20 protein-coding genes are annotated in these 21975 nt (G+C 40.2%); 9 read left to right on the top strand and 11 right to left on the bottom strand.

Annotated features, from left to right (window positions below; translation table 11 throughout):
- Positions 1 to 111 precede the first annotated feature (111 nt).
- From nhaA to DPX34_RS14635, 3 genes are all read left to right on the top strand, one after another.
- Positions 112 to 1317 carry a Na+/H+ antiporter NhaA gene (gene nhaA, locus DPX34_RS14645; protein WP_111979196.1) on the top strand — a complete coding sequence of 402 codons (1206 nt, stop codon included), beginning with the start codon at positions 112 to 114 and terminating at the stop codon, positions 1315 to 1317.
- Between the two features lie 95 nt (positions 1318 to 1412).
- Entirely contained in the window at positions 1413 to 2072 is a 660-nt protein-coding gene (locus DPX34_RS14640; protein ID WP_111979195.1) for a glutathione S-transferase family protein, read from the top strand.
- Positions 2073 to 2852 carry a DUF599 domain-containing protein gene (locus DPX34_RS14635; RefSeq protein WP_111979194.1) on the top strand — a complete coding sequence of 260 codons (780 nt, stop codon included), beginning with the start codon at positions 2073 to 2075 and terminating at the stop codon, positions 2850 to 2852. It begins immediately after the preceding gene.
- 154 nt (positions 2853 to 3006) lie between these two features.
- Here DPX34_RS14635 and DPX34_RS14630 read toward each other — a convergent pair whose 3' ends face one another.
- From DPX34_RS14630 to smpB, 5 genes are all read right to left on the bottom strand, one after another.
- The gene (locus DPX34_RS14630; RefSeq protein ID WP_111979193.1) at positions 3007 to 3450 is read right to left on the bottom strand and encodes a CBS domain-containing protein; all 444 of its coding nucleotides are present in this window, start codon (positions 3448 to 3450) and stop codon (positions 3007 to 3009) included.
- 12 nt (positions 3451 to 3462) lie between these two features.
- On the bottom strand, positions 3463 to 3870 hold the full coding sequence (locus tag DPX34_RS14625; RefSeq protein ID WP_111979192.1) for a hypothetical protein: 408 nt from the start codon (positions 3868 to 3870) through the stop codon (positions 3463 to 3465).
- Positions 3871 to 3977: 107 nt separating this feature from the next.
- Entirely contained in the window at positions 3978 to 4940 is a 963-nt protein-coding gene (gene cmoB, locus DPX34_RS14620; protein ID WP_111979191.1) for a tRNA 5-methoxyuridine(34)/uridine 5-oxyacetic acid(34) synthase CmoB, read from the bottom strand.
- Positions 4937 to 5674, bottom strand: coding sequence for a carboxy-S-adenosyl-L-methionine synthase CmoA (gene cmoA / locus DPX34_RS14615; protein ID WP_111979190.1), 738 nt, complete (start codon positions 5672 to 5674; stop codon positions 4937 to 4939). Before cmoA ends, cmoB begins: the two co-directional genes overlap by 4 nt.
- Before the next feature lie 12 nt (positions 5675 to 5686).
- Positions 5687 to 6169, bottom strand: a complete 483-nt coding sequence (gene smpB, locus DPX34_RS14610) for an SsrA-binding protein SmpB (RefSeq protein WP_111979189.1) — start codon at positions 6167 to 6169, stop codon at positions 5687 to 5689.
- On the opposite strand from smpB, the gene DPX34_RS21765 reads away from it, so the two are divergent.
- From DPX34_RS21765 to DPX34_RS14590, 5 genes are all read left to right on the top strand, one after another.
- A complete protein-coding gene (locus DPX34_RS21765; protein ID WP_157964740.1) occupies positions 6168 to 6329 on the top strand; it encodes a hypothetical protein in 162 nt (53 codons plus the stop codon). The two genes, smpB and DPX34_RS21765, sit on opposite strands and share 2 nt — an antisense overlap.
- Positions 6330 to 6344: 15 nt before the next feature.
- Positions 6345 to 6776, top strand: coding sequence for a type II toxin-antitoxin system RatA family toxin (locus DPX34_RS14605; RefSeq protein ID WP_111979188.1), 432 nt, complete (start codon positions 6345 to 6347; stop codon positions 6774 to 6776).
- Positions 6776 to 7120, top strand: a complete 345-nt coding sequence (locus DPX34_RS14600; RefSeq protein ID WP_111979187.1) for an RnfH family protein — start codon at positions 6776 to 6778, stop codon at positions 7118 to 7120. The genes DPX34_RS14605 and DPX34_RS14600 overlap by 1 nt, the downstream gene beginning before the upstream one ends.
- A 117-nt stretch (positions 7121 to 7237) precedes the next feature.
- On the top strand, positions 7238 to 8803 hold the full coding sequence (locus DPX34_RS14595; RefSeq protein WP_111979186.1) for a SulP family inorganic anion transporter: 1566 nt from the start codon (positions 7238 to 7240) through the stop codon (positions 8801 to 8803).
- Between the two features lie 193 nt (positions 8804 to 8996).
- A complete protein-coding gene (locus DPX34_RS14590; RefSeq protein ID WP_111979185.1) occupies positions 8997 to 13199 on the top strand; it encodes a DEAD/DEAH box helicase in 4203 nt (1400 codons plus the stop codon).
- A 98-nt stretch (positions 13200 to 13297) separates the two neighbouring features.
- Here DPX34_RS14590 and DPX34_RS14585 read toward each other — a convergent pair whose 3' ends face one another.
- From DPX34_RS14585 to DPX34_RS14575, 3 genes are all read right to left on the bottom strand, one after another.
- Positions 13298 to 13879 carry a GNAT family N-acetyltransferase gene (locus tag DPX34_RS14585; RefSeq protein ID WP_111979184.1) on the bottom strand — a complete coding sequence of 194 codons (582 nt, stop codon included), beginning with the start codon at positions 13877 to 13879 and terminating at the stop codon, positions 13298 to 13300.
- 386 nt (positions 13880 to 14265) lie between these two features.
- Positions 14266 to 15144 carry a bile acid:sodium symporter family protein gene (locus tag DPX34_RS14580; protein ID WP_111979183.1) on the bottom strand — a complete coding sequence of 293 codons (879 nt, stop codon included), beginning with the start codon at positions 15142 to 15144 and terminating at the stop codon, positions 14266 to 14268.
- A 257-nt stretch (positions 15145 to 15401) separates the two neighbouring features.
- A complete protein-coding gene (locus tag DPX34_RS14575) occupies positions 15402 to 16013 on the bottom strand; it encodes a glutathione S-transferase family protein (RefSeq protein WP_111979182.1) in 612 nt (203 codons plus the stop codon).
- A gap of 124 nt (positions 16014 to 16137) precedes the next feature.
- Here DPX34_RS14575 and DPX34_RS14570 point away from each other — a divergent pair, with 124 nt between their 5' ends.
- A complete protein-coding gene (locus DPX34_RS14570; RefSeq protein WP_111979181.1) occupies positions 16138 to 17028 on the top strand; it encodes a LysR family transcriptional regulator in 891 nt (296 codons plus the stop codon).
- 40 nt (positions 17029 to 17068) lie between these two features.
- Here DPX34_RS14570 and DPX34_RS14565 read toward each other — a convergent pair whose 3' ends face one another.
- The 3 genes from DPX34_RS14565 to DPX34_RS14555 form a co-directional block, all read right to left on the bottom strand.
- A complete protein-coding gene (locus DPX34_RS14565) occupies positions 17069 to 18250 on the bottom strand; it encodes an HD domain-containing phosphohydrolase (protein ID WP_111979180.1) in 1182 nt (393 codons plus the stop codon).
- Between the two features lie 258 nt (positions 18251 to 18508).
- Positions 18509 to 19168 (bottom strand): isoprenoid biosynthesis glyoxalase ElbB, encoded by a 660-nt coding sequence (gene elbB, locus DPX34_RS14560; protein ID WP_111979179.1) that lies wholly within the window; start codon positions 19166 to 19168, stop codon positions 18509 to 18511.
- Between the two features lie 361 nt (positions 19169 to 19529).
- Positions 19530 to 21896 (bottom strand): beta-galactosidase, encoded by a 2367-nt coding sequence (locus DPX34_RS14555; protein WP_111979178.1) that lies wholly within the window; start codon positions 21894 to 21896, stop codon positions 19530 to 19532.
- Between the last annotated feature and the right edge of the window lie 79 nt (positions 21897 to 21975).

Here is a 21975-nt window from a genome sequence, read left to right as displayed (position 1 = left end):
GATAAAAATCCATAGCCAAAATTTAATATTATTTTGTTAAAAAGTTAAAATTAAATTTAATTTTGCAGTCGCTTATGACATATTATGTCTATGTAAAAAAAGGAGGAAATAATGTCTGAAGAATTAAAAAGGTTTTTTCACAGCGAATCCGCTGCGGGTGTATTACTGATGTTGACGGCTATTTTAGCCATGATTGCGGCTAACACAGATTTAGCGCCTTATTATGCTCAACTTATTGAAATGCCAGTGACCGTTATGGTGGGTAGTTTTGGTATTGATAAACCACTTATTCTCTGGATAAATGATGGGCTAATGGCCGTGTTCTTTTTCTTAGTTGGCATGGAATTAAAAGGGGAATTGCTTGAAGGTGAGTTGTCGGATTGGCGAGCAATCACGTTACCGGCTGTAGGTGCATTAGGCGGAATGATAGTACCGAGCCTTATTTATCTTTATTTTAATTATGATGACCCACTGGCTATTGAAGGCTGGGCTATCCCCGCTGCAACTGATATCGCTTTTGCCTTAGGTATTTTAACGTTATTGGGCACTCGTGTGCCGGTTGCGTTAAAAATATTTTTAGTGTCGTTAGCCATATTTGATGATATTGGTGCCATTATTATTATTGCTTTGTTTTATACCAGCAAAATATCAGCATTGGCACTTATTATTGCGGCCTGCTGTATTGCGGGATTAGCGGTATTAAAGCTGCGAAAATGTACCAATTTAACGCCCTATTTATTGATTGGCACCATTATGTGGATGGCGGTATTAAAAAGCGGGGTTCACGCGACTTTAGCTGGCGTTGTGTTAGCGATGTTTATCCCGATGCGTGATCCAAAAGACCCAAGCAAATCACCATTGCGTGATCTAGAGCATGACCTTCATTCAGTGGTTGCCTTTTTTGTATTACCTATCTTTGCGTTTGCTAATTCGGGTATTTCGTTAGCCGGCGTGGGTATTGAGCAAGTCATGCATCCTGTTCCGTTGGGTATCGCACTGGGGTTAGTGATGGGTAAACAGATTGGTGTATTTGGTTTTTGCTGGGTGCTTATTAAGTTAAAATGGATATCACTGCCTAAAAACTTAAATCTAAAAATGCTTTATGGTGTGTCATTACTGTGTGGTGTTGGTTTTACCATGAGTATGTTTATTGGCTCGTTAGCGTTTGAAGAAACCGGAACTAATTTATTATTTGATGAAAGGTTAGGTATTATTATTGGCTCACTGGTATCAGGACTTTTAGGCTTCTTGGTTTTAAGAAAAGTATTACCTAAAGAAAGCCTTAACAATGAACAAGGTGTGACCAAGGCACATTAACTGACTGTTATAGACAAGTGATTTTAAGATGCCGAACTCGGATCTTGAAGTCACTTGGGTCTAAATTATAACAACAGACGTAATAAGGAAATAATATGCAGTTGTTAATGGGTAATAAAAATTACTCGTCTTGGTCTTTGAGGGCTTGGCTGGTATTGCAAAAATCAGGCCTTTCATTTTCTGAGGTGTTACTCGATTTAAGTGATTTTGCTGCATTTAAACAGCAAATTCTCGCTTATTCCGCTATGGGCACAGTGCCCTGTTTAATTGATGATGAATTATGCATTGGCGATTCATTAGCAATTGCAGAATATATCGCTGAAATAAAACCCAGCGTTTGGCCGCAAGATAAAAAAATAAGAGCGCTTGCTCGTTCGGTGAGTGCTGAAATGCATTCGGGTTTTCATCATATTAGAAAAACCATGCCAATGAACATTCGTCAGCAGCGGCAAATTGAATTGACAACCCAATGCCAAATTCAAATAGACCGAGTTCAGTCAATATGGCAAAGTTGCTTTGATTTGAAGGCTAAAAAGAATATACAAGGCGGATGGTTATTTGGTGACTTTAGTGTTGCCGATGCCATGTTTTCACCGATTGTATTGCGCTTTAATACTTATGGTATCAAGGTGTCACCCTGTTGTGCACTTTATATGAAAAAAGTAATGCAAGATGAAGATGTACAGAGATGGTGTGAAGCCGCTAAAATAGAACCTTCTTATATGCCACAAGCAGATGTCGGGGTTTTACGTTAAATGAGTTTGATTGAAATACTGGATATTATTGGGTTAGTCCTGTTTTTAACCTGTTGGTATGGTTATACCGTTTTTGCCCGCTCTATGGCTAAAAAAACTGAATGTTTATCAAGTGTTTTAATTATTTATCGTATTGATTGGATGCGGCATTTGTTAGAGCGCGACAACCGAATATTAGATGCCGCTTTAATGGGGAATATAGAGCGCAATATCAACTTTTTTGCCTCAACAACCTTACTTATTATTGCCGGTGCCTTAACCGCTATGGCGTCTGCTACCACATTACAAAAAATGACGGAAGCCGTCAGTTGGATCCAACCACAAAGTGAAGCAGCCATTCAATTTAAGCTTTTATTTATTTGCGCTATTTTAGTGTTTACCTTCTTTAAATTTACGTGGTCATTGCGTCAATATGGCTTTGCCGGTGTAATGATAGGTGCTGCGCCTAATGTAGAAGACTCAAATGCAACCGTGAAAATGAAGCGAGCTTTTGCACGTAACGCGGGTAAAATAATCGATCAAGCCATGCATAATTTTAACAATGGCTTGCGTGCTTATTATTTTGCTTTAGCGGCGCTAGGTTGGTTTGTAAACGCTTATGTATTTGTTGGCTTAGGCATGGCGGTGGTTTACATTTTATATCGTCGTGAGTTTCATTCGCGTACGTTAACCATGCTCAAAGAGGGTTTAAGTATGAGCTCTTATTATTTGTCACTGCAAAATGAGAAAAAAAGAGAAGAAGAGAAAAGAGAAGGAGAAAAAACGGCTCAAGGTTTATAGCCGGTTTTCTGTTTTATTGACCTAAACTCATTTAAAGCACTGCTTTATTGAGTTTAGGTAAGCGGCGTATCATTGTTTAAAATACCCAAGTAAAAAAAGACCCAAGTAAAAAAATACCCAAGTTTAAATACCTAAGCCACTTGGGTATATTCAGTTATGCGAGCTTATCTTGAGCCAATAAAAAATCAAGCGCTAAGCTAACAAAGTCACTTGATGAAATAATACCAATCAATTTATTTTCATCATCCAAAACCGGTAAACTACCAAATCTTTTATTAATGAAATGTTCCGCTGCTACTTTTAAGTCGTCATTGGCACTCGCGGTTGGATTATCTGTGCTCATAACTTCGGTTAATAATACCTTCTTTTCACGACGTTCTAAACTCGCTGTACCATAGGTTGATACAATAGAAAATACTTTAGCAACCATGGCTTTTTGACTTAACAACCCTTTATAACAAAGGGTGTCAGCATCAAGGATCGGGATATGACGAATGCCTGAATCGCGGGTTAAATTATGAGCATCTAATAAATTTGAATCTGTGGTTAAATACTTAACTTCCGTTGTCATAATGTCTTTCACGAATTGCATCGTCATGGTTCACCTCATTTATTGCATTACTTTACCTTGCGCCAGTTCAAAATACTTACGCACGCTAACCGAAGGGTCATTTATTAATTTTTGGTAGCAAATGCCCGGAAAAGCAAATGTTTTTCCATTAAATTCAATAAAAGTTGTCGGGGCGTTAATATCTGATTCATCGTAAAACCATTCACCACCAATATAGTGAATAAAAACTTCACCTAAATACGCGCCTAAAATATTGCATAACGTAAATAAGTTTTTGTCGCGGGTGGCTTCATCTTTCAGTAATGGCAAGCAATCGAGCAATAACGCATCAATTAAATCGATGCTTTCCATTGTTTTATCAAGCTCAACCCCAAATTCACTTTTTGCAAATTCAATTGCATCGCCTGCGGCTTGTAACATCAGGTCATTGATTTCTTGTTTATTCATAACGCATCCATTTTTATTATATTTGTTTACTTAGTCATACTATCGGCTTTGTCACAAAATTATTCAACCTAAAATCAAGTGTAGACTTTTTTAGGTTGAATACTGTCTTATTTGGTGGCAATAAATACGGCACGTTGTGGTGCAGGATACCCTTCAATAGTTAAGGTTGGATCATTTGGGTCTAAAAAGTCAGCTAATGATTCATTCTCCATCCATTCAGTTTTACGTTGTTCGTTTAATGTGGTTAAACACTTGTCGACTACTTTGATATTTTTAAAGCCGACACGGCTTAGCCAGTGAACAAGCGCATCGCAACTCGGTATAAACCAAACGTTGCGCATTTTGGCATAACGCTCACCTGGAATAAGCACTTGGTTTTGGTCACCATCAATGACAATTGTCTCTAATACGAGTTCGCCACCTGTTCTGAGTTGGTCTTTTAATTGTGCTAAGAAGTCGATAGGAGAGCGACGGTGGTATAAAACCCCCATAGAGAATACGGTATCAAACAATTCTGATTTAGGCAGCTGTTCTATCCCTAACGGAAGAAGATGAATATCGTCACTTGGGTTGTATTGATGAATTGCTTGGAATTGCGCTAAAAAAAGTTGAGATGGGTCTGCGCCCACAACGAGTTCTGCTTCTTCACCTAACATACGCCACATATGATAACCATTACCGCAACCCACATCGAGCACGGTTCTACCAGCTAAAGGGGTTATGTGTGGTAATAGGCGACCCCATTTCCAATCGCTGCGCCACTCTGTATTTAAGTCAATATTAAAAAGCTGGTAAGGACCTTTGCGCCAAGGCATAAAGTTTTTGAGCAATGCGGTTAAGCGCTTTTGTTGGCCGGCATTTAAATCGTCTGGTTGGCCTAACGTAACGCTGGTTTTTAAATCGACTTTAGACGCTTCAGCTTGTGGTAAATTTTTAATGGTCTTTTGCCACTGATGAAATTCACCGTGTAACGCATCTTTATACCAATGCTCAAGTCGTGGAGGCAAAGATGTAATCAGCGGGGCTAATTTAGAGCGTAAAATGCGTTGATAGAATGAGTCAAAGATCATTTAATGGCCACCATCGAGGTAAAGTTGAAGCACTGGTACCATTGTTGAAAATGGTCAAACCCGGCTTGTTTAAAGCGGTCGTAATGGCACTCTAATGAATCAATGCGCATCACGTTTTCAATGGCAGAACGTTTTTGGCTTATTTCAAGCTCGCTATAACCATTTGCCCGTTTAAAATCTAAATGCAACTCATCAATGAGCGCATTGCACGTTGTATCGTTAAACGAAAGCTTTTCAGATAAAACCAGCAAGCCACCCGGTTTTAAGCCTTGGTAAATACGGCTAATCAGCTGCAAGCGGTCATTAGGGTTTAAAAATTGCAACGTAAAATTAAGCACAACAAGACTGGCATTTTCAATCTCGATATTCAGAATGTCATCACAAATAACTTGCGTGCTGATCGGGCTTTTATAACCTTGCAAATGTAAATTACATTTATCGACCATGGCTTGAGAGTTATCAACTGCAATGATCTTTACATTTTCATGTTTAATGCTGCGGCGCATGGCTAAAGTTGCAGTGCCTAAAGAGCAACCTAAATCGTAAATTGTTGAATTAGGTTGTGAATGCACTTGCGCTAAATGACCAATCGTTGAAATGATGGTTTGATAACCAGGAACCGAGCGCTTAATCATGTCAGAAAAAACATCAACCACGGCACTATCAAAAACAAAGTCTTCAACCGTATTGAGTGGTGATGCGTAAATATTGTCTTTTATATGCGTATTAGCCATGAGAACTCGGTGTTAACGGGTAGAGTGTTTCATTAGGCGCTCTTTTTGTCGGCCCCAATCTTTATCTTTAATATCGGTACGTTTATCGTGGCTATGTTTACCTTTAGCTAAATAAATAGCGACTTTAACCCAACACTTTTGCCAATACATCGACGTGGCAACAATAGAGTAACCTTGGCGATCACGAGCACCCATTAATTTATCTATTTCACGGCGATTAAGTAACAGTTTACGTGGGCGATCAGGGTCGGCAACCACATGCGTTGATGCGCTATTTAAAGGCGTAATGCGAGCGCCCACTAAAAAGGCTTCATTATTTTGAATAATGACGTAATTCTCTGATAAATTGACTTTACCATCACGAATACTTTTGACTTCCCAGCCTTGTAACTCAATGCCGGCTTCGAGTTTATCTTCTAAAAAATACTCATGGCGCGCTTTTTTATTTGACGCAATGGTATTGCTGTTTGATTTACTTGGTTTTTTCTTTGCCATGACTCTATTTTCTATATCCAATAATGTTGTGCATTTAAGTACACAAACGATGACGCATTATATACCCAAATTGCTTGAAGATGCGAGTGACGATAAGGCGTATGATTGGGTCAGCGCTTTGCAGGTTAATTGGGATATGATAGCATCTGCGCGTTTTTGAATTTCGGAGTTGATAATGGCCACAATACATCGCAGTGCATTAGTTATGCACAGCGCCCAAACCATGTTTGATCTGGTTAATGATGTAAGCGCTTATTCATCGTTTTTACCGAATTGTGCCGATGCTAAAATTAAAGAGCAAACGGATCGTGAAATGATTGGCGCCATTAAAATTGCGAAAGGCGGTGTTAGCAAATGGTTTACTACGCGCAATAAATTGTTTTCACCCGAACGTATCGATATGGTGCTGGTCGATGGTCCTTTTAAACATTTAACCGGTATTTGGCGTTTTGACGCTTTAGATGATGATGCCTGTAAAGTCAGTTTAGATTTAGATTTTGAATTTTCTAACCAATTAGTCGCCCTTGCTTTTGGTCAAATTTTTACCCATGTAGCTAACGGCATGGTAAAAGCGTTTATCGACCAAGCTAACAAAAGAGTCTGTTAATGAGTGATAAAATAAACATTGAAGTCAGCTTTGCTTTACCTCACAAACAAACGTTACTTGCGTTATCGGTAGATGCAGAATCAACCCTTGAAAGCTGCATCCAACAATCGGGTATTTTAGCTGAATACCCAGAAATAGATCTCAAACAAAATAAAGTCGGTATTTGGAGTCGCACCAAAAAATTAACCGAAACGGTTAGAGAAGGTGATCGCATTGAAATTTATCGCCCGCTGATTGCCGATCCAAAAGAAGTGCGTCGTCGTCGAGCTGAAAAAGCAAAAGAAGAAGGTCGAGCCGATAAAGTCACCGGTGGTCGTCCTAACAAACTACGCGCAGAGCCGTAGTTTATTTAAAATACTGCAAAACGTACAAAAAATATGCGCGCTAACTTTAAGAGTTAGGTCGCATTTGTTACAATCTCGCCCCTCTTTAATACTCATTCCTATCGTGATCTCAAACACATGTTTAATTTAATTACGAATAACCAATATAACGTTAAAAATGACGTTTTATCGGGTGTAACCGTCGCGCTTGCGCTGGTTCCCGAAGCTGTCGCCTTTGCCTTTGTTGCAGGCGTTGACCCAATGGTTGGCTTATATGCTGCCTTTATGATGGGCTTATTAACTTCTATTTTTGGTGGTCGTCCGGGCATGATCTCGGGTGCTACGGGTGCAACGGCTGTTGTGATGGTGGCGCTTGTAGCCGAAAACGGCGTTGAATATTTATTCGCTGCGGTTATATTAGCGGGGTTAATCCAAATACTGGCGGGCATATTTAAGCTCGGTAAATTTATCCGGATCGTGCCGCACCCCGTTATGTTGGGGTTTGTTAATGGCCTCGCCATTGTTATCTTTCTTGCACAGCTTGGCCAGTTTATGGTTAAAAACAGCGCTGGCGAATTTGAGATAATGCAAGACAGCATGATGCTGATCATGATTGGTTTAATTGCATTAACCATGGCCATTTGTCATTTCTTACCTAAAATCACAACAGCTATTCCTGCAGGATTGGTGGCTATTGTAACGGTAACACTCATTGTTGTTGGGCTGGACTTGGAAGCACGTTCTGTTATTGACTATGTGCGTGACATGTTACCCGCTGATCAAGCGGCGACTGCTAGCTTAGAAGGTTCATTACCGTCATTCTCCATTCCTATGGTGCCGTTCACGTGGGAAACGTTCCAAATTATCTTACCTTACAGCTTAATTATTGCTGCAATTGGTTTAATTGAGTCGTTATTAACGCTAACGTTGATTGATGAAATTACCAATACACGGGGTCAAAGTAACCGTGAGTGTGTTGGCCAAGGTGTGGCGAATACCGTTAATGGTTTCTTCGGTGGTATGGGTGGTTGTGCCATGATTGGTCAATCAATGATTAATATAAATTCGGGTGGCCGTGGTCGTTTGTCCGGCATTACAGCGGCACTCGTGCTTCTTGGTTTTATATTATTTGCGGCAAACCTTATTGAAATGATCCCACTTGCGGCTTTGGTTGGCATTATGTTTATGGTTGTTTTAGGTACATTTGAATGGTCGTCATTCCGTATTATTCGTAAAATTCCACCAACAGATGCTTTTATTATTATCTTGGTATCCGGGGTTACTGTCGCCTTTGATTTAGCCATTGCGGTTATTGTGGGGGTTATTGTTTCGGCACTTGTTTTTGCTTGGAAACATGCGCAGCATATTCATGCAGAAGTCTCTACCGATGAAAATGGCTATAAAGTGTATGCTATTCGTGGTCCATTATTTTTTGGTTCTGCGGCTCAGTTTAAAGAAATTTTTGATGTAGAAAACGATCCTGAGCATGTGGTACTTGAGTTTCAACGTTCGCGTATTTCTGATCATTCAGGTATTGAAGCGCTTGATACTTTGGCAGAGAAGTATTTGGCTAAAAACAAAAAATTACACATTCGTCACTTAAGCCCAGAGTGTCGTGTTTTGTTAAAACGAGCAGGCAGTTTATGTGAAGTTAATGTGTTAGAAGATCCAAACTATCATGTTGCCTCGGATGAATTGGGTTAACGTTTATTTAGTCAGCCTTTATTTAGTTAACACTCATTTAGTCAATTTAGCTGACTAAATCGCTAAACTACCATCAAAACCCTGCTTCATTTGCAGGGTTTTTTATTGTTAAAACAACGGCTATTTGCTAGCTTACGTCTTTTGTTATTTTTAAATCCTGTTTTTATAAAGCGGATATAAAACGGATGTTTTTATGCTCATTTCCCCCAATACCTCTTTGTTAATTGAAGACTTATATCAAGAATTTTTGCAATTAAATTTTTATGAGCAATGTGTTTTGAAACTGTTAGCCGTGGTTTATAAGCCGATAGGCATAGGCAAGCTTAACACGCTGATTAAGCGATCAACTCAGACTTATATTTTTTCAGATGCCGAAAAATTCAACGCCTTATCAGTCGAACAAAAAGATCAATTAATCGAGCGTGAATTTATTAGTCAAACAAAAGATGGCATCACTATAAACCGATTGCTGGCTAATCGTTTAGTCAGTGATTGCATGGCTGAAAACCAGTATTTAAACATACTGCAAACCGCTGAATCTGTTACACCTGCGATGTATTACGCCAGCGCTACTCGTATTGACGCTAGAATTGTGCGCGATTTATTTTTTTTGGCTGATTATCAAAAAGTAGAAGAAATACTGCAGTTAAATAAAAACCCGCAAATTATTGATATTAAACAGACCAAGCCACTTATCGAGTTAGTTTTTGCGCCGTTTAATCTTAAGCTTTTTTTAGATTTACCTGATTGCCTGCAATACCAAAGCTTTGCGGCGTGGTTTGCCGATTGTAAAAATAAAAAAACATCAAACGAATACGCATTCGAATTATTACAACAAGCCTGCGAACACAGTCCCGATAACGAGTCATTAACGCATTTACTGGCCGAGCAGTTTTTATATAAACTGCGTTTTTCCGATTTTAAAAAAACTTGCTCAGCCGATGATAAAAGTTGTTATGGTTTGCAGCTCAATGCCGCGTATCAATTTTTGCAAGGCGAATTTTTGGCGGCTCATGCATTGTTTGAGCAAGCGATGAAAGCTAAAAATAAATATGCACGCCGCAAAAAACAATACCTAGGCGATACGCTTGGTTTATTTAACAAGTTATGTTTATTAGTATTAGGAGCTAAAGAAAGCGTACATTATTATGATGTTATCGGTGAGCAACTTGAATTTGAAATTGGTGATCATAGAGCGTTAACCTTTTCGCATACCGCCCACGCTCTCGATCAAACCGTAAAATGTTTATCGTCTGGGGCTAAATACACAATTATTCACGACAAATATCAAAACCTGATCCGGCTAGATCCCTTTAACGCGCATATTATTTTATTGCTAAGTGTATTAAGCGAGCGCTGGTGTAATGGAGACAATAATCAACCTGCACCTGAATTATTAGCTGAAAGCGAAGCCTTTTTTGAGCAATTGTCGCTGCCTTTATTTGCCACGGTCGCGGCACAAATTACGGGTAATATCTCGGCGAATGACTCGGCTATACTTAATTTTACAAACCTAATTTCGCATAAAGCCGAATGGGATATTGCATTAGAAAAGCTCATTGCCTTAAACCCACAAACCGAAACAAAGCACGATGTTAACCCTAAAGTTGAAAAGCCTATTCGGCTTATTTGGGAAATGCATCTGCATCGCAATAAAGTGCAATTTAAAGCCCGAGAACAAAAGCAAAATACCAAGGGTTGGAGTAAAGGTAGGATGGTTGCGCTAAAACGATTATACGAAGAACCAGAGCAATTTAACTACTTAACCGAAGCCGATTTAGCCATGTGCCAAGCTATTGAGGCATACCAAGGTTGGGGATATTACAGTTCAACCGAATATGAATTAGAAGGGGTAAAAACGTTATTGGTGGCTAAAAATCTCGACAATCTTTATTTAGCAACTGATCTACAAATTCCGATAGAGCTAAAACAAACCGAACCTGAATTATGGGTGAGTCAGCAGGGCTCTCAACTTTTATTAAGCATGGCCAATCTACCGGATAATTTTGATAGCAACCAAAACAAAACCTTATATTCAATTAAAGAAACATCGCCTGAGTGTTATGCGTTTATGTTGTTTAATGAAGCGCATTTAAAAGTCGCTAATATCATTGGCGAAGGCGGGCTGTTAATCCCCAACCATGCAAAAAATAAAGTACTCGAAAGCGTAATGGCGATCGCACCGGTGTTAAATATTCAGTCTGATATTGAAGAGTTAGACACCGGGCTTGAAACGATTGTTAATGATGAATGTTTGGTTATAAACATTCAGCCGGTTAACGATGGGCTCGAATTTATGTGTATGGTGATGCCGTTTGGTGAAGACGGTCCAGCCTATAAGCCCACGGTGGGCAATGCCAAATTAACAACTGAGATTAAAGGCAAACGCATTGCGACACAACGCGATTTTGTTAAAGAACATGCGCTGCTCGATGCATTAGACACACATTGCCCTGCATTTTTAGCCATGGCCGATAACGTGTTAAGCATTGATGAGCTGCAAGGTTCACTTGAAACCGTTGAGCAGTTAGAGCATGTTGTTAATCAAGACCCAATGCCTTTTAACGTGCGGTTACGTTGGCCAAAAGGGAAAAAAATATCGCTGACCAAAGCCCTTGAAAGCCAGCATTTACAACTAGCCGTTGGCAAAAAAAATGAATGGTTTGATTTAAAAGGTGAACTCACGGTAGATAACGGTGAAGTACTCGAACTAAGAATATTGCTTGAGTTAGTCGCCACGACACAAGGCCGGTTTATACCACTTGATTCGGGCAAGATCTTAGTGTTATCGCAAAATTTAAAACAAAAACTCGACATGCTTAATCAAGCAACCGATGGAGGTAAATTTCATCAATTAGCGAGTGTTCAAGTGGCTGAGGCAACCACAGGCATGCGCATGAAAACCTTACATGCGTGGGACGCGCAAACCACCAAAATGCATGAAGCGAATGTGATCATGCCAAAGTTACCCAACACCTTACAAGCTGATCTGCGTGATTATCAAATTGTCGGGTTCGATTGGATGTCGCGTCTTGCTCATTGGGGTGCTGGCGCGTGTTTAGCCGATGACATGGGGCTCGGTAAAACCTTACAGGCACTTGCGGTGTTATTAGACCGAGCTAGCAATGGCCCCAGTTTAGTGATTGCACCGACTTCTGTTTGTTTTAATTGGCAGCAAGAAGCCGCTAAATTTGCCCCCACGTTAAATATAAAATTTTTTGCCGATGCAAACACCAGCGACGAAAGGGAGCAACTGCTTAATGAGGTTAAGGCATTTGATTGTGTGATCATTAGTTATGGTTTACTGCAGCGGGCTAGCGATATGTTAGCCCGTGTGCAGTGGCACACCATTGTAGCCGATGAAGCTCAAGCACTTAAAAATCCATTAGCCAAACGCACACAAGCGGCGTGTGCATTAAAAGGTGATTTTAAAATTATCACTACTGGCACGCCCATTGAAAACAACCTAACCGAATTATGGAGTTTATTTAGGTTTATCACCCCAGGTTTGCTTGGCAGTTTAAAACGTTTTGGTGAGCGTTACGCACTGCCCATCGAAAATGTAAAAGAAGACAAATTAGCGGCAAGAAAGGCCAGTTTAGGCTTAAAAACCTTGATCCAGCCTTTTATATTGCGCCGCATGAAAAACCAAGTATTAACTGAACTGCCGCCAAGAACTGAAATTAATATAGCGGTTGAATTGAGTGCGCCAGAGCAAGCATTTTACGAGGCCATTCGGCTTAACGCGATCGACAATATTAGCCAAGCTACCCAAACCTCAAACATGGGCGAGCAGCGTATAAGAATGCTCGCCGAGCTAGTTAAGCTGCGCCAAGCCTGCTGCAACCCCGCGTTAATCATGGCCGATACCGATTTACCTAGCGCCAAAATGGCCGCCTTAGATAATTTGCTTGATGAGTTACAGCAAAATAATCACAAAGCGCTTATTTTTAGCCAGTTTGTTGGGCATTTACAACTGATTAAAAAGCACTTGGCTTTACGCGAAATAAGCTATCAGTACTTAGATGGCTCAACCCCACAAAAAGCCCGAGCTCAGCGTGTCAATGCCTTTCAAAATGGTGAAAGCGATGTGTTTTTAATTAGCTTAAAAGCCGGTGGCTCAGGGTTAAACTTAACCGCCGCTGATTATGTTATTCACATGGACCCATGGTGGAACCCTGCGGTTGAAGAGCAAGCATCTGATCGTGCACATCGTATGGGACAGCAAAGGCCCGTAACCATATATCGGTTAATTGCCAAAAACACAATCGAAGAACGAATAGTGGCTTTGCATCAACACAAACGTGATCTAGCCGATAAATTGCTAGCGGGTAACGAAGAAGTCACTAAATTGTCGGTTGAAGACATGCTCAATATGTTAAAGGAAACATTTTAAAAGATATCAATATCTTGGGCATTGAACCATGTTATCCGGCTTACGCCACTGCGTGGCTAAACCGGTCTACGTTTCTTATTATTGTCTATTAGTGCCTTTTACAATAATTTACGCAGGGGATACCACATTATTGTGGGGCATTTTGTTCCGGCTTTGGGTTTGCTAACCGCTTCAAAGCCGAACTTTTTCATCGTGTTAATTCGATGTTCAGGGCAATCTAATGCAATTGATTTAGCACCTAGTTGCTTAGCGGCTTGTACACGCAGCATAATTAATTTGTGTGCTAACCCAATGCTGCGGTATTCATTGGCAACAACCAAGCGATTAAATGAGGCTATTGGGGTTGGATATAATGCATCTAGCCCTTCATATAGCGCCGCTTCAGGCAGCGATGCTAACGAATCATGAATTGACATTCTCGCGGTGGCGACTATTTTGTCATGATCTTTAATTTGCCATATATATGAGGTTAAATCTTCTGGTTCTAACCATGTGTTTTCAACCGGACCTGACATCGCCATATCGGTATGTTGCCACAAGCGGTAACGAAATTGACCAATGTCGATTAGGTGCTCAAATGCCGCTTTTTCGTTTTTACTTTGCTTGTGGTTGGGCGTAAAACACGTAATAGAAAAATTATAATTAAAGTTAGCTGACAAGCCTGATTTAGCATCCTGCATTTTATTATTCCATCAATATATTATTCCGTAGAGTATAGATACAAAAACCACTTAAATAAAATGAATTTATGATGAAATTTCTCAATAAACGGCGACTTATTTTTATGTTATTGCGATTAAGTTTATCAACCTATTCATTTTTCATGGCGTTTTTTACGTAGGGTGCCGTGAGCTTGCGAACCGCCCCCTTGTTTATATATTGAAATCGTGTTTTGTGAATCGTTTTTTATGGTTGAGTATTAAAACGTGGTTATATATCTATGATTGTCCTATTTGAGCTAGGGGGTTGGTCGCGTTTGCATTCTTCACCGTCGCTTAGTTGAACGCTATATATTCTTGTCAGTGCGGCTAATAGGTGCGAATTTAAGAGGGTAATTTAAGCCTATTTACTCCGTTAATTTGCGATCACAACACTTGCGTCCACACCACCAGCAAAATAGTCCGCCAGTGGCAAACATAATCAGGCTATAGGTGATCGCTGGCACTGTCATCGCTAGGTTATTGAGTAATGTGCTGGCAATCAATAAGGCAAGTGTGCCATTTTGGATCCCCACTTCTATCGCTATGCTAATCGATTGCGCTTGGTTCAATCGGCTGGCTTTGGCAATCATAAAGCCAAGCACTAATGTACTGCTATTTAATATTAAAGTTGCCAAACCGGTTTGCACAAAATAATGTGCCATATTAGCCCACTCTTTTGCGATAATGCTCGCGATAATCAAAAATAAAAAGACAACCGAAAATAACTTGATTTTGTATTGCGCTTGTTGAGCAAATGTCGGTTTTTTATAGCGCCAAAACATACCGATAGACACGGGTAAAATAGTGATTACCAATAATTGCATAATGGTTTTAGTGACCGGCATGCTCATTATTTGGCTGGTATCCATGAAATGCTGCATCATTAACATGGTTAAAATCGGAATGGTGAAAGGGGTGATCAAGCTGGTTAATGCCGTTAAACTAATTGATAAAGCGGTATCGCCTTTAGCTAAAAAGCAATACATGTTGGATGTAACCCCACCCGGGCAAAAAGTAAGTAACATAATACCGACGGCCAGTTCGGTGGTAAAACCAAACAAGGTAACAATGATATAGCCCACGATAGGCAGCATGAGCAATTGACAGATAACGCCTATTGTCATGGCTTTTGGATAAAGCATTACCCTTGTAAAATCGGCAATTTGTAACGATAGCCCCATACCTAACATGATAATAAATAGAGAGAAAGGTAAGACGACTTGCGATAATAAACTGGCTTCCATTAACAGAGCCTCACTATTTTAGTGTTTATTAGAGCTTAGTGCAGGTGGTTGCAAAGCGCTATAAAGTAATAGTGAGGTGATGTTATAGCACTTTATATAGTCTTCTCGCTCAGGTTTTATGGTTCATTGTCAGCGCTTACTCGCCCCAATCACATAATAGAGCATATGCTCATGGGGTCTCGAAGCTTGACGGCTTCCCCTAAAACCCGATCGCTTTGACTATATACTCAAGCGTATTGAAGTGACTTGAGTATATTTTATGCCTGCATTTTTTGCATCGGCACAAAGCCTGGTAATTGTTCAAACCGTTGTAACCAAGCAATAACATGAGGGTAGGGTGATAAATCAACTTCGCCTTCGGGGGCATGAGCCACGTAGGTGTAATTGGCTATATCGGCAATGGTAGCTTGTTCGCCAACCAGCCAGTTTCGGTCTTTTAAATGTGCCTCAAGCTGCGTAAGTGCATCTTTACTTACATTAAGCGCAAGCTCATAATCTAACGGCGCACCAAACAATTTAATGAGTCTGGCCGTTGCAGGGCCGTTAGCCACTTTATGGGCGGCAAAGGTTAAAAAGCGTTGTATATGCGCTTGCTGAATAATCGATTCAGGATACCACTGGCGAGACGCATCATATTTTTGCGCTAAATAGAGCAAAATCGCATTTGAGTCAGCGAGTGTCACTTCATCATCTTCTATTACGGGAACTTGTCCTGCGGGATTTTTCGCTAAAAAAGCCGGTGTTTTTTGTTCAGCATTACGTAAATCTACATTAATCAACTTTATATCTAAGCCGAGTAAAGCGGTAAAAACACGAACGCGGTGTGAATAACCAGAAACGGGAAAAGAGTATAATTTTATTGTCGACATTATGATTCCTATTGATACCAGTGTGGTTAGTTTTTATTTTAGGCGTTGACAATAATGGGATAAATAGCGTTAATATTGAATTATTGTCAACATATTGTGGCCAATGTCAGCTTGGGTTAATTAAATGGATACATTAGATGGATTAAAAACCGTTGTTGCGGTGGTTGAAACGGGGTCTTTTACCGCTGCAAGCGAGCGTTTAAATATCTCTAAAGCGTTGGTTAGTAAATATATTGGTGAGATAGAAGGCAAGCTTAATGTGCGGTTGTTTAACCGCACAACCCGTAAAATATCACTGACTGAATCTGGAGCACATTACTATGATCATGCTTTAAGCCTGCTCGAAAAATACCACGCTATGGTTGATGATGTTGTTGGTGACCAAGAAACCCCCAAGGGCTTGCTTAAAGTGAGTGCCCCTGTCGCATTTGGTGAACTGCAATTAGCCCCTTTATTGCCTTTATTTAACGCTCGTTACCCTGACGTAAATATCGACCTTTTTCTAATTAATAGCGCAGTTGATATGCTCGAAGAGGGGATCGATGTAAGAATTAAAGTGGGCAAGGTGACTGATTCAACGATGATCGCACGACATCTATGTGATGTGCCGCTCAAGCTTTGCGCTACACCTCAATATATTGCTGAGCACGGTATGCCTAAAACACCGGCTGATTTAAGGCAGCACCATTGCATTGTTGATAGTAATTTCACGATGGGCCGACAATGGCACTTTACTGCACCTAATGGTCAATCAGAATCTGTTTTGATTCACTCTAAAGTTGCTATTAATAGCCCACAAGCTATCATGAATATGGTTAAGGCGAATGGTGGCATCGGGTTAATCACCAATCATGTTGTTCAAAATGCCTTGCAAACCGGTGAATTAATTGAACTGCTTAAAGGCTATCAATCTCTCACCTTTGGTTTGTATTTATTGTATCCGCATCGTAAATACGTACCCCGAAAAGTCGCTTGTTTTATTGAGTTTATGATCAATAAATTTGCAAAAGCCTAAAAAAATTGTTTACCTTCTGCTCAACATATTTATATTGTCGTTACTGGCTATGTACAATATGCCTTGGCTTTTTGAACGCTTTTGGGGTGGTACTTGGCTGTGTATATCGGCCTTCAAAGCTCGCATCTTGTCTGTAACAACTAACAAAAGCATCGACCACATACGGGTCATACTTAATACCACGGTTTGACATTAGCTCTTCACAGGCTTTATGTGGGCCTGGCGATTTTCGATAAGGCCTGTCGGCCGACATAGCATCAAAGGTATCGGCAACGGCAATGATTTTTGCTTCTATACAGATATCGTTGCCCGTTAATCCTTTAGGGTAACCAGAGCCATCAATACGTTCATGATGCTGGCCAATCATGTCAACTAATGGCCAAGGCGAAGACACATTTTTAAAAATAGTGGCACCGTGTTCGGCATGCATTTTGAGAAGATCGTATTCGGGTTTACACAATTTGCCCACTTTATTAAGTATTTGTGGTGGGATCGTGATTTTACCAATATCGTGTACTAATGCGCCAATCACTAAACCGGTGATTTGTTCGTGTGGTAGTTTCATTTCTTGTGCTATTTTTTCAGCGACAAATGATACGCTCTCTTGATGAAATGACGTGTAGGCATCTAAAATTTCTAACGCTTTTGATATGGCCTCAAGCATATCCAGTAATATTTCTTCACTGGGCTTTTCGTCAAAAGCCCGTTTAAGTTCTTTCGCTTGTGATTTTATTTTATTTATTTTGTACTCAACTTTTGGTGCGGTGTGGTTGATCAATGTTTGAATTTTTATGGCATTTTCATCGGTGTATGGCTTTTTAGCATTGCCAACACCAATAACAGCGACGAAGCGACCATTAATCGTAATCGGAAAGCTAATATACCTTTTTAAATCTAGTTGTGATGATACAAAATTAGCGTGTATCTCTGCATCTTGTGAGTTTTCGTGGATCACCCACTTTTTTTGTTCTAGGCAATCGCCCCATATTTTGGTGCTATTAAGTGGATGATCGTTGTTATTATTAACAATGTGATCATGAACCGATTGTTGTACCCAAACATGTAACGCAATTTGGTTTTTTTTAGGATCGAGTATGTGCAAATAGCCTACTTCACTATTGGCTGCTTTAACAATGAGTTGCAAATAAGCTTGTGAGATTTCTTGTGTGGTTGAGTATTTCTTTTTAAAAAAAACGTCAAAACCTGAGTTTGTGATATCCATATTACACCTTAGCTGAGGCCACTTAATTAACCTTAAATTTTATAGGTATTAACTGTAATTAAAGCTAACAACAAGTGATAAAACAAGGCAAAAATAGCGAATAGATCAAAGTTAATGTGAAAAAACATTAAAGTGGGGTGAATGCGAATTTTTAGTGTTTATGCCACTAAGCCAATGCGAAAAAATCAAGTTAATCGATAGAATGTAAAGCCATTTAATTATAAATGGCTGCGAGATTTATATATGGGTATGAAACCATTACGCTAATGTAACCACGTTTTGCACTAACTTTGTTATGCCCGCAAAAACATCGGTCAGCTTAGCGTTATCATCCATATAAGCTGGGGTTGTAACGATTTTGTTTTTATCATCAACAACGCATTCGCTTGTCGCGCAATTAACATGTTTTGCACCGAGCTTTTCAACTTCACTTGCGATCTCTGCGTTGTTACCAATGGTTAAGATTGGTGCAATATCACCAATAGTTAACGCAATCAATGCAGGCGAAATACAAATAGCGCCAATCGGTTTATTAGCCGCATTAAATGCTTTTATTTTATTTAAAACCAATTCATCAACCGTGGCGGCACTGCCTTCAAATGCAAATGAACACATATTTTTAGCAACACCAAACCCACCTGGAATAACCAAGGCATCAAAGTTTTCTGCATCTAGTTGTGTTAATGCTGCAACATCGCCTCGTGCAATTCTGGCTGATTCTTCTAATATATTGCGAGGAGAGCTTGTTGCTTCTTCGCCTTTTAAATGATTGACAACATGGTGTTGATCTTTATCAAGCGCAAATATTTTATAGTTAACTCTTGCGGTATCCAGTGCTAACAAGGTTAAAACAGACTCTCTAATTTCAGCGCCATCAAGGTAACCACAACCCGCTAATATAACTGCAATATTTTTCATCATCATTTCCTTTTTTTATTGAATTTTTATTACTCGGTGACAAGTTACTGCATATTCTAGTTGCAATAAGGGAAGATAAAAATAGCTTCAGACGTCAACTTTTCGCCCTAATCCGTCATTAAGCTTTATAGATAGCAGTGAGTCTGCGAATTGCACCGTTTGTGGCTGTATGATTATTAGGTTTTAATCCGTAACTTGGAGGTGTTGCGATCCGTTGCACTCATGGCACAACCTACGGGGGCGGTTGGTAATTGCAACTCGGTTTGAATAACCAAAATTTGTAGGGTGCTGTGAGCTTGCGAACCGCAAGGTTGGTGGCCTTTTTACGACAATTTAATCGCGTAAAAAGGCGAGGAACTTATTACTTCTCTAGCGCATAGCGGCGAGGATATAAATCGCTATGTACATCTTTTGCTGCTTCGACCATGTGCTCGTAGGGCACGTCGGTTACTCTTACAATTCCGGTATTATAATTTTCACCATCGTAAGCACGTCCGGCTATGGGGCCATCGGCATATTGAAACATATGAACGCCGACAAAGTAGGGGTTGTCTATTATCGATTCCATGTATTTTTTCATTTGTGTGGCGCGATCTTTTTGATCGGCAGATATAACAATACCAGGGTGTACGTGGCCGGCATCATCAGCACCAAAACTAAACTCACCAATTAAACTAGGCTTGTCTATTTCGGCTAAGAATGTCCATTCACTGGGTACTAGGCCTTCTTCATATAAATTGTAGGTGATTATATCGCTGTTCTCGGCGGCTGCTTTGATTATCTCTTTTGGCATGCCCCAAACTGGCATACGTGAACCTAAATATAAATGATTAGGCAAAACTGATTTTAAAGCTTTGTTGACGGTGCTGAAGTATTGCACACCATATTGGTATAGTAGGGCTGAATAATCGGCTTTTTGTGCCGCGGTGTTAAAGCTGGCATCAATGCCTTGATTAAAGGCATGCCAAGAGGCAATTTTTTTGTTCCAGGCGGTGTTAAGCGCGGCAATCGTTTTATATTTTTTCTTTAATGTTTTGGTAAAGGCCGCTTTTGCATGCACCGTTTCGCCGTTTTGTTGCAGGGTGTTTAATACAATACCATAACGTGATTCAGCGCTTTCTTTGCGGCCAAAGCTTTGTTCGTTGTCCATAAATACGCCCATACACCAAGGGGTCGCATTTATTTGGGCGGCTACATGCTCGGCGGCAGCAATCGCGCGTTTATAAAATTTAGGATCGTATGCATCGGGCACACCGTGCCAAAAATCAAACCCACTGCTTAATGTACCAAAGTCGCCTATGATGTCGGCAAAAGCCACAAACGGTATTTTATTGTTACCGTAATAAGCTTGTTCAGACCAGTTACCGAGTGAGGTATAACCCCAATCTAACATGCGACGTGTGGTGACTTCGCGCCAGGTATCAAGATACGATTCAGGATAGGTTTCACCATAACGACGTTCTAAATTAGCGCTGTAAAAACTAAAGGTTTCACCGTGTTTGAGTGGTCCACTTTGAGTTTCTCTGCGGTAGCCAAAATGATTGCCCAATGGATCATCATATTTGGGTAACCAGTTAAAGACGGATTGGCGAGTTTGGTTTGCTACAAAACGTGAGGGTAGGGCTTCGGCATTGACGCCGTTTAGCGGTTGGTCATCTTCTGCTACGGTCATGTCGGCGGTTCGTTTAGCGATATAGCTTTGATCGAAATCGTAACCTGTTAACGTTGATGAATTAGATAGTCGAATAATATCAATCCCACTTGAGAAGTATAAATAACCTTCTGGATCGACTAACCACCATTTACCCTCATGTTTTTGAGTTCTAAAGTAGCCTGTAGCTTCGAGTTTTGGACCTGCTTTCCAACCATGATATTTTGAGCGATCCGGTAGCGCTTGACCATTTAATGACGCGAGTTCTTGTGCGGTAACCGTTTTAAGTTCTTCGATTGAATGTATTTTTCCGGGGTAATCGACTTTAGCATTTTGGCCAAATTGATCGATTAATCCCACTAAAAAATCTTTATCCATTTCGGGGTTTTTGCGTAATCGAATATTGTCGATCGTAAATTGGCGATCGCTTAATAGCCCGGTCGCGACAAATGAGATCGAGGTAATGCCGGTTAAATCGAGACGTTTATTCCCCCAAAACGAGTAGGCTTGTTTGTCGTTTGATTGCCAAGTAACGGGGTTTGAACGAAAACCTGACTCAAAGTTGAATTCGGTCTTGGTTGCCCACGCGGGATCTTTTTGATCGTGACCATCCATTTTTGCATAGTGGGTGGTTGTTTTGCCCACGGGTACAACAAAACCGCGTGTGTAATAACCGCCGCTTTTATCGGTCATGGTTAAATCGAGTTGTACGGATTCAACGCCTGAATTGCTTAAATCAAAAGCTAGATTAAAATCGTGGTTGGCGCTCCAATCGTAAGGTGTTTCGGGCCTTAAAATAAGGGCTGCTTGATTATGAGCTTGTGTTGATAGTTTTATGTTTAATGAATGATTACCACTGATGGCATTATCTTTTTGTGTTAAGGCTTTACTGGCATTTCGTGTGTGTATTTCAGTCGGTATTTGGCCGTTTTCAAAATCGTAAAGCATGATGTCTTGCATACTATTTTGTGCTTGCGCTGACAGGGTATTTTGCAGCTTTGGTTCATTAACCGTGCCGCAACTACTTAAGGTTGCGGTGATTAATGTCGTTAGTGTTGTTATGAGTATTTTGTTCATTATTGATTCCTATCTGTCACTTGGGTATAGATGAGGGTAAATTCATCTGAAACATAAACCGTTAACAGTGAGATAGGTA

The organism is Algibacillus agarilyticus, assembly GCF_003286125.1.
Classification (GTDB): domain Bacteria; phylum Pseudomonadota; class Gammaproteobacteria; order Enterobacterales; family Alteromonadaceae; genus Algibacillus; species Algibacillus agarilyticus.
This window is presented reverse-complemented; position numbering and strand designations above follow the sequence as displayed.

Bases quoted from the DNA above. Each gene is read 5' to 3' on its own strand.
- elbB (WP_111979179.1), bottom strand. From the start codon at position 19,168: ATGAAAAATATTGCAGTTATATTAGCGGGTTGTGGTTACCTTGATGGC.
- DPX34_RS21765 (WP_157964740.1), top strand. From the start codon at position 6,168: ATGACTCTATTTTCTATATCCAATAATGTTGTGCATTTAAGTACACAA.
- DPX34_RS14600 (WP_111979187.1), top strand. From the start codon at position 6,776: ATGAGTGATAAAATAAACATTGAAGTCAGCTTTGCTTTACCTCACAAA.
- DPX34_RS14590 (WP_111979185.1), top strand. From the start codon at position 8,997: ATGCTCATTTCCCCCAATACCTCTTTGTTAATTGAAGACTTATATCAA.
- DPX34_RS14595 (WP_111979186.1), top strand. From the start codon at position 7,238: ATGTTTAATTTAATTACGAATAACCAATATAACGTTAAAAATGACGTT.
- DPX34_RS14630 (WP_111979193.1), bottom strand. From the start codon at position 3,450: ATGACGATGCAATTCGTGAAAGACATTATGACAACGGAAGTTAAGTAT.
- cmoA (WP_111979190.1), bottom strand. From the start codon at position 5,674: ATGGCTAATACGCATATAAAAGACAATATTTACGCATCACCACTCAAT.
- DPX34_RS14580 (WP_111979183.1), bottom strand. From the start codon at position 15,144: ATGGAAGCCAGTTTATTATCGCAAGTCGTCTTACCTTTCTCTCTATTT.
- cmoB (WP_111979191.1), bottom strand. From the start codon at position 4,940: ATGATCTTTGACTCATTCTATCAACGCATTTTACGCTCTAAATTAGCC.
- smpB (WP_111979189.1), bottom strand. From the start codon at position 6,169: ATGGCAAAGAAAAAACCAAGTAAATCAAACAGCAATACCATTGCGTCA.
- DPX34_RS14640 (WP_111979195.1), top strand. From the start codon at position 1,413: ATGCAGTTGTTAATGGGTAATAAAAATTACTCGTCTTGGTCTTTGAGG.
- DPX34_RS14570 (WP_111979181.1), top strand. From the start codon at position 16,138: ATGGATACATTAGATGGATTAAAAACCGTTGTTGCGGTGGTTGAAACG.
- DPX34_RS14605 (WP_111979188.1), top strand. From the start codon at position 6,345: ATGGCCACAATACATCGCAGTGCATTAGTTATGCACAGCGCCCAAACC.
- nhaA (WP_111979196.1), top strand. From the start codon at position 112: ATGTCTGAAGAATTAAAAAGGTTTTTTCACAGCGAATCCGCTGCGGGT.
- DPX34_RS14635 (WP_111979194.1), top strand. From the start codon at position 2,073: ATGAGTTTGATTGAAATACTGGATATTATTGGGTTAGTCCTGTTTTTA.
- DPX34_RS14555 (WP_111979178.1), bottom strand. From the start codon at position 21,896: ATGAACAAAATACTCATAACAACACTAACGACATTAATCACCGCAACC.
- DPX34_RS14585 (WP_111979184.1), bottom strand. From the start codon at position 13,879: ATGCAGGATGCTAAATCAGGCTTGTCAGCTAACTTTAATTATAATTTT.
- DPX34_RS14565 (WP_111979180.1), bottom strand. From the start codon at position 18,250: ATGGATATCACAAACTCAGGTTTTGACGTTTTTTTTAAAAAGAAATAC.
- DPX34_RS14625 (WP_111979192.1), bottom strand. From the start codon at position 3,870: ATGAATAAACAAGAAATCAATGACCTGATGTTACAAGCCGCAGGCGAT.
- DPX34_RS14575 (WP_111979182.1), bottom strand. From the start codon at position 16,013: ATGTCGACAATAAAATTATACTCTTTTCCCGTTTCTGGTTATTCACAC.